Source organism: Streptomyces griseicoloratus (genome assembly GCF_014534645.1).
GTDB classification, from domain to species: domain Bacteria; phylum Actinomycetota; class Actinomycetes; order Streptomycetales; family Streptomycetaceae; genus Streptomyces; species Streptomyces griseicoloratus.
Genome location: NZ_JACVQF010000181.1, coordinates 169,533 through 176,422 on the forward strand (window position 1 = coordinate 169,533; position 6,890 = coordinate 176,422).

The 6,890-nt window shown below is 72.2% G+C and carries 9 protein-coding genes and 1 tRNA gene; 3 read left to right on the forward strand and 7 right to left on the reverse strand.

The features are described 5' to 3' along the window. Positions 1–168 precede the first annotated feature (168 nt). Positions 169–240, reverse strand: a tRNA-Val gene (locus tag H0H10_RS10495). 141 nt (positions 241–381) lie between these two features. Beyond that, positions 382–834 carry a TIGR02611 family protein gene (locus H0H10_RS10500; protein WP_188180600.1) on the reverse strand — a complete coding sequence of 151 codons (453 nt, stop codon included), beginning with the start codon at positions 832–834 and terminating at the stop codon, positions 382–384. 191 nt (positions 835–1,025) lie between these two features. Between H0H10_RS10500 and H0H10_RS10505 the strand changes: the two genes are divergently transcribed. Both H0H10_RS10505 and H0H10_RS10510 read left to right on the forward strand, forming a co-directional pair. After that, on the forward strand, positions 1,026–1,439 hold the full coding sequence (locus H0H10_RS10505) for an SsgA family sporulation/cell division regulator (RefSeq protein WP_004002642.1): 414 nt from the start codon (positions 1,026–1,028) through the stop codon (positions 1,437–1,439). Positions 1,440–1,739: 300 nt separating this feature from the next. Then, on the forward strand, positions 1,740–2,300 hold the full coding sequence (locus tag H0H10_RS10510) for a CGNR zinc finger domain-containing protein (protein ID WP_188180601.1): 561 nt from the start codon (positions 1,740–1,742) through the stop codon (positions 2,298–2,300). Positions 2,301–2,362: 62 nt separating this feature from the next. On the opposite strand, the gene H0H10_RS10515 is transcribed toward H0H10_RS10510, so the two are convergent. Together H0H10_RS10515 and H0H10_RS10520 are read right to left on the reverse strand one after the other, a co-directional pair. Further along, positions 2,363–2,542, reverse strand: a complete 180-nt coding sequence (locus tag H0H10_RS10515; protein ID WP_188180602.1) for a hypothetical protein — start codon at positions 2,540–2,542, stop codon at positions 2,363–2,365. 179 nt (positions 2,543–2,721) lie between these two features. Further along, on the reverse strand, positions 2,722–3,171 hold the full coding sequence (locus H0H10_RS10520) for a hypothetical protein (protein WP_188180603.1): 450 nt from the start codon (positions 3,169–3,171) through the stop codon (positions 2,722–2,724). A 204-nt stretch (positions 3,172–3,375) separates the two neighbouring features. Between H0H10_RS10520 and H0H10_RS10525 the strand changes: the two genes are divergently transcribed. Then, a complete protein-coding gene (locus H0H10_RS10525; protein WP_188180604.1) occupies positions 3,376–3,897 on the forward strand; it encodes a DsbA family protein in 522 nt (173 codons plus the stop codon). A 6-nt stretch (positions 3,898–3,903) separates the two neighbouring features. On the opposite strand, the gene H0H10_RS10530 is transcribed toward H0H10_RS10525, so the two are convergent. Genes H0H10_RS10530 through H0H10_RS10540 form a run of 3 tightly spaced genes read right to left on the reverse strand, consistent with a single transcriptional unit; the run spans position 3,904 to position 6,650 of the window. Further along, positions 3,904–4,728 carry a GNAT family N-acetyltransferase gene (locus H0H10_RS10530; RefSeq protein ID WP_188180605.1) on the reverse strand — a complete coding sequence of 275 codons (825 nt, stop codon included), beginning with the start codon at positions 4,726–4,728 and terminating at the stop codon, positions 3,904–3,906. A gap of 51 nt (positions 4,729–4,779) precedes the next feature. After that, positions 4,780–5,601 (reverse strand): aminotransferase class IV, encoded by an 822-nt coding sequence (locus H0H10_RS10535; RefSeq protein WP_188180606.1) that lies wholly within the window; start codon positions 5,599–5,601, stop codon positions 4,780–4,782. Next, a complete protein-coding gene (locus tag H0H10_RS10540; protein WP_188180607.1) occupies positions 5,598–6,650 on the reverse strand; it encodes a chorismate-binding protein in 1,053 nt (350 codons plus the stop codon). Before H0H10_RS10540 ends, H0H10_RS10535 begins: the two co-directional genes overlap by 4 nt. Positions 6,651–6,890: the final 240 nt, after the last annotated feature.

Genomic DNA, 6,890 nt, shown 5'->3' on the forward strand with positions numbered 1-6,890 from the left:
AGACCCACCGGAGGGCTCGTCGGGGAAGGTCACGGTTGGGTGAAGACGGGGCCAAGCGGAACCGCCCCGCGACCGCCCCGGCGCACGGAGCGCCGGCCGCCAGGTGCTCACAGGCACGACAAAGGCGGCCCGGCTCACGATCGTGAGCCGGGCCGCCTTGTGATCCGGTGGGCGATACTGGGTTCGAACCAGTGACCTCTTCGGTGTGAACGAAGCGCTCTCCCACTGAGCTAATCGCCCGGGCGCAGGAAGAACATTACCGCATGTCAGGGGGTCCCTGTGACCACGGGTGCGACCGGCGCCGCCCGCAGCGGGGCGGCAGGCCTCACGGGCAGTGACGCGCGGGGGCGGCGGCGGTCCGGACCGCGCCCCCGGCGGGGATCACTGGTCCTCGATCTTCCAGGGCATCACGAAGCCGAACTTCCAGAGGTAGAAGCCGGCGATGGCCGCGACGAGCACCAGGCCGACCGTCGTGAGGATGATGTTGCGGCGCCGCACCTTGGGGTCGAGGGCCCGCTGGGCCGCCTCGGTGACCTTGCGCTTGGTCCAGCGCAGGACGAGCTGGGCCCAGACGAACTCGGTCGCCCAGATCGCCATGCCGCCGAAGATCACGACCCAGCCCGGGCCGGGCAGCGGCAGCATCACGATGCCGGCGGCCACGACCGCGAGCCCGACGATGAAGACCCCGACCTGCCAGCTCAGATGCAGCGCGCGGCGCGCCTTGATGAATTCCGGCGCCCGCGACCCGAGCCCCTGCCCGCCGTCCGCCTCGTCCGGCCTGGTGTCGTCCGATGCCAAAGCAACCTCGCCCGGCTCGCTACTCCCCGTATTCATACGGCCAAACCCTACCCGAGCCAAACGAGTCACCGGAATGGACGCACCTTGACAACGATCTTTCGGCCGGAAGAGTTACGTAAAGGCACGCAAAACACTCAGAGGGGTTTACAACGGCACCGTAGGTGGCATGTCGATTTCGCCGACGTGCGAATCCCCGAGCGCACACTGAGCGAAAGGCCCTGGCGCTTATGAACACCACGGTCAGCTGCGAGCTGCACCTGCGCCTCGTTGTGTCGAGCGAGTCCTCCCTGCCTGTCCCCGCAGGCCTGCGGTACGACACGGCCGACCCCTACGCCGTGCACGCCACCTTCCACACCGGAGCCGAGGAGACCGTCGAGTGGGTGTTCGCCCGCGACCTCCTCGCCGAAGGTCTCCACCGTCCCACCGGCACCGGCGACGTCCGCGTCTGGCCGTCGCGCAGCCACGGTCAGGGCGTCGTGTGCATCGCCCTGAGCTCCCCGGAGGGCGAGGCACTGCTCGAGGCCCCGGCGCGGGCCCTGGAGTCCTTCCTGAAGCGGACGGACGCCGCCGTGCCCCCCGGCACGGAACACCGCCACTTCGACCTGGATCAGGAGCTCTCGCACATCCTGGCGGAAAGCTAGGGGCGAAGCCCCCGTGAAGCAGCCCGGCGCCGTCGACTCGGGGTGACGGCACGGGCCAGGACAACCGCATACGGCACACACCGGCGCCGTCGCCGCGGACCTCCGCGGGGCGGCGCCGGTGCGTGCGCGCCGACGGACACGGCGGGCGCGCCGCCGCGGGGAACCCGGGGCGGCCGAGCGGCGTTGTACGGGCAATCCGGGCACGGTCCGGAATCGGACCCGGTACGGCCGCTCCCGGAGCCACTACGATCGGCCAGCATCGGCGGGCGCCCGCCCGACCCCCAGGCCAGGGAGCGAAACGTGCTGATCACCCACGACACCCGGTGCGCCCTCGACACCGTGGTCGATCTGGTGAACACCGCACCGGAGGACGAATCGGCGCCGGACGGGCTGCCGGATGTGGCGGCCCTCGAGGATTTTGTACGAACGCACAAAATCAGTGATGTGGGCGTGCTCTCGGAGTTCGACCTCTCGGCGGTGCGCAAGATCCGCGGGCGCTTCGCCGCGGTCTTCGCGGCGCCCGACGCCCGCACCGCCTCCGTACTGATCAACGAGCTGGTCGCCGCCGCGGGCACCACGCCCCGGCTCACCGACCACGACGGGTACGACTGGCACATCCACTACTTCGCGCCCGGCGCCTCCGTCGCCGACCACCTGGCCGCCGACTGCGGCATGGCCCTGGCGTTCTTCGTGGTCGCCGGGGAGCGGGAACGGCTGCGGCGGTGCGAGGCCCCCGACTGCCGGCGCGCCTTCGTCGACCTCTCCCGCAACCGCTCGCGGCGGTACTGCGACAGCCGCACGTGCGGGAACCGGCTGCACGTGGCCGCGTACCGGGCCCGGCGCAAGGAGGCCGCGGGCTGACGTCCGGCCCGCGGCCGGCTACGCGGTCCCCGGCGGGTGACGCCGGGGAGCGCGGGTACGGCTCACAGCAGCAGCAGATCGTGCAACGAAGCCATGAGCAGCAGACACCCGATCACCGCAAGGAAGATCATCAGCGGTGGCTGGGAAAGGGCGAAGAGGCAGCCGCGCGGTTCGTCCTGCGGTGGCGCGGTTTCGCTCTGTCTCGTGTCCAGCTGTGTGTCCAGCTGTGTCCTGTCCAGCATCTCGCGGGCGATGATGACGCAGGTCGGACCCGCTACGCGATCAACACGCCCGGTATGAGCGGCTGTTCGCCGTTTTCCTCGATGTCCGGTTCAGGTTGTGATCATTCCGGGCCGCCCCCTGACGGCCTCGGACCCACTGTGTCGTTTCAGGTCCCCGGCGAGGTGGCCGGACGCCGGCCTCAGATGCCGTGCTTCTTCAGGATGGCCTCGATGTCGCTGAAGTCGTCCTCGCCCGCGGACCTGCCGGCGGGCTTGCCGGACGGCCGGGACGTCTGACGGGCGCCCGAGCCCAGGGAGGGCGCCGAGGCCGGCGGGGCCACCGCCTCGCGCTCCGCGGCCGCGCGGGCCTCCTTGCGCTGCTTGCGGGTGCCGCCGCGGCGGCGCTCCACCGCCCGCGTGGTCATGAACAGCACCCAGGACACGCCCAGCAGCCCGAAGCCGGCCCAGGCCGTCGGGCTGAACGCCGTGTCGGCCAGCCACTCGACGATCCCGGTCATCACGAGGCCGATGGGAACGAGGGAGTAGGCGGCGATGCGTGCCGCCGCGAGGAAGCGCCTGCGGTACGCGGTGATGGCCGCGATGCCCAAGCCGGCCGCGGACACCGCGGAGCAGACGGTCTCGGCAATCATCCGGTCCTCCAGGGTGGGCTCGGTCGGGCGGCGAGTACGGGTTCGCCCCTTCCATCCTGCACCGTCCGAACCCCGCGGTGCCATGCACCGGCCCGACATCAGGGAGATCTCCGGGTCGGCTCCTCCCCAGGTGCCGGTGGTGGTGCGCCCGTGCCGGACGAGGTCCGGGTTGGGGCGCCGGAGCGGGGCTGGGAGACTGGGGCCATGAGTGACTCCTCCCCCGCCCGTCCCGCCGCCGTCCTCGACGTCTGGTGCGAGCTCCAGTGCCCGGACTGCCACACCGCCCTGGACGATCTCCGGGCCCTGCGCGCCCGCTACGGCGACCGTCTGGAGCTGCGGCTGCGGCACTTCCCGCTGGAGAAGCACAAGCACGCCTTCGCCGCCGCGCAGGCCGCCGAGGAGGCCATGGCCCAGGGGCGGGGCTGGCCCTACGTCGAGGCCGTGCTGGACCGGGTCGCGGAGCTGGACCGCAAGGGGGAGCCCCTCCTGGTCGAGGTGGCCCGGGAACTCGGACTGGACGCCGAGGAGTTCGACACGGCGCTGATCGACGGCCGGCACATCCTGATCGTGGACGCCGACCAGGCCGAGGGCAAGGCGATCGGCGTGACCGGCACCCCCACGTACGTGATCGGCGGCGAGCGGCTCGACGGCGGCAAGAGCCAGGAGGGGCTGCGCGAGCGCATCGAGGAGATCGCGGACCGGCTGCTGGCCGAGCAAAAGGACTGAGGGCCGCTACAGCAGCGGCTTGTAGTGGACGGACTGGGTGGTCTCGTAGCCGAGCGACTCGTAGAGCCGCTCGGCCGCGGTGTTCCCCGCGAACACGTTCAGCCCGAGGAGGCGTCTGCCGGCGGCGATCGCCTGTGTCTCCGCGAGCAGCATCAGCGTACGGCCGTGTCCCCGGCCTCGGTGGGCCTCGTCGACCTCGACGTCGAACACGTAGGCCCGGTCCTCTCGCAGCGCCAGCCACAGGACGCCGACCCGGCTGCCCTGGTGCTCCACCACGCTGAACAGCATGTCCCGCGTGCCCAGCCCCTGCGGCAGCAGCCTCTCGTGGTCGCGCCGCGCCTTGGCGTACGCCTCCGCCTCGGGCACGCCCCGCTCGATCCAGGTGCGGGCGTACTGCTCCGACTCGTGGGCATGCCAGGCGTCGTACTCGGCCTGCGTCATGGGCCGGGGGGCGCTGCCCGGGGGCAGCGTCGGCGGGGTGTCGCCGAGCCGTTTCAGCATGCCGCGGTTGCGGCGGACGTAGCCGAGCGCCCGCACGAGGCCCTCCGCCGCCTCGGCCCCGGCGGGGACCCACGCCTCGATCTGCCGGCAGCCCCAGCCCCGCGCCACCTCCTCCGCGGCGAGCGCGGCCACCGTGCCCCGGCCGCGGCGTCGGTCGGGTTCGTCGATGCGCAGGTCGTGGATCACGGCCACCGAGTCGCCGAAGGCGGCGGAGGTGCCGAGGTGTATCGCGCCGACCGGACGGCTGTTCACGCACACCTGGTAGCGGCGTGAACGCGTCCCGTCGGCCGCGCGCTGAAGCGGCTCGGTCGGCCGCAGGGTCGTGGTCATCACCGGTGTTCTACCCGCCGGGAGCCGCGAAGGTCAGCCGAATATCGGCGGTCACGGGTCCAGGTCGTCCCCGGACCGCTCCTCGAAGACCCGCATGGCCTTGGCGGTCACCGGCCCCGGCGCGCCCGGCAGTTCCCGGTCGTCGATCCGGTGCACGGCCTGCACGTCCCGCAGCGTGGAGGTCAGGAAGACCTCGTCGGCCCGCTCCAGGACGTCCATCGGGAGGTCGGTCTCGCGGGCGCCGGTCCACTCGACGGTCAGGGCACGGGTGATCCCCGCCAGACAGCCCGAGGCGACCGGCGGCGTGTGGATCTGGCCGTCGAGCACGACGAAGACGTTGGACCCCGTCCCCTCGCACAGCTGCCCCACCGTGTTGCCGAACAGGGCCTCGGAGGCGCCGTGTTCGTGGGCGCGGGCCAGGGCGACGACGTTCTCGGCGTACGAGGTGGTCTTCAGGCCCGTGAGTGCGCCGCGCTCGTTGCGCGTCCAGGGCACGGTGATCACGGCCGTGGAGTCGGGGCGGCGACCGGTCTCGCCGAGGGCGACCACCAGGGTCGGGCCGTGCTCGCCCCGGTCGGAGCCGAGCGGGCCGTGGCCGCCGGTGTAGGTGATGCGCAGCCGGCCCAGCCGCATGGGGTTGGCCTCCAGGACGGCGGCGCAGGCGCGGCGCACCTCGTCGAGGTCGGGGTCGGGCAGGCCCAGGCCGCGGGCCGAGCGGGTCAGCCGGTCGAGGTGCCGGGTCAGGGCGAACGGCCTGCCGTCCACCGCCTTCACCGTCTCGAAGATGCCGTCGCCCACGGTCAGCCCGTGGTCGAGGACGGAGACGCGGGCGGACTCGATGTCCTGCAGCCCGCCGTCGAGCCAGATCTTCACGTCTGCAGTGCCTCTCCCGTTCCGTTCACCTCGTACGCCCCCGACGCTACCGCGAGCAGGCGTGACGCCTTCAGTTCGGTCTCCCGCCACTCACCCTCCGGGTCGGATCCCCAGGTGATGCCGGCGCCGGTGCCGAACCGCAGCAGCCCCTCGGCCCGGTCGATCCAGAAGGTGCGGATGCCGACGGCCAGCTCCCCCACTCCCCGGTCGGCGTCCACCCAGCCGATGCCGCCGCAGTACGGCCCGCGGGGCGCGGTCTCCAGCGCGTCGATGATGCGCAGGGCACTCGACTTGGGGGCGCCGGTCACGGAACCCGGCGGGAAGGCCGCGTCGAGCAGCTCCGCCCAGCCGGCGTCCGCGCGCAGCTCGCCACGCACGGTCGACACCAGGTGCACGAGCCCCGGGTGCTTCTCGACGGCGCACAGGTCGGGCACGGTCACGCTGCCCGGGGTGCAGACCCGGCCGATGTCGTTGCGGACCAGGTCCACGATCATCACGTTCTCGGCGTAGTCCTTCTCCAGCAGGTCGGCCTCGGTCCGCCCGGTTCCCTTGATCGGCCCGGAGGTGACGACACGGCCGTCGCGCCGCAGGAACAGCTCGGGCGAGGCGGTGGCCGCCTCGACCCCGTGCGCCGGCAGGCGAATCGTTCCCGCATAGGGGGCGGGGTTGCCGCGGGCGAGCAGCGCGGTCAGGGCGTCCACGTCGGCGCCGGGAGCCATGGGCGCGGACAGCACCCGGCACAGATTGGCCTGATAGACCTCCCCGGCGGCGATGTGCGCGCGTATCCGCCGTACGGCCGCCGTGTACGCGGCGCGGTCCAGCGAGGACGTCCAGTCACCGGTGCCCGGCCCGCGCCACGCGCCCGGCACGGGCGCGGGAACGGACTCCGTCCGTACGTCCCCGAAGCGGGCGCAGGTCAGACGGCCTTCGAAGTCGGCGCACACGGCCCAGAAACCGCTGGACTCCAGGGCGGCCGGATCACTCGTGACGTCGAGGAGCCCGGTGGCGAGACGGTCGCCGAAGCGGGCGAGGGGAGGGAGGTCGTGCACGCGATCGAGTCTAGGCGGGTGTCCGCGAGGTGACCCGAACGTGTCCTTCCGGCGGCCCTGACCACGCCCGCCACCAGGGGCACCGCAGCACGCTGCACAAACGCGTTTTTGTACTGGCCCGGGAATCCGCTAGAGTTCAACACGTCGCCGGGACGCGCAAGCGGACCGAAACGACAGGCGGACGTAGCTCAGTTGGTAGAGCGCAACCTTGCCAAGGTTGAGGTCGCGAGTTCGAGCCTC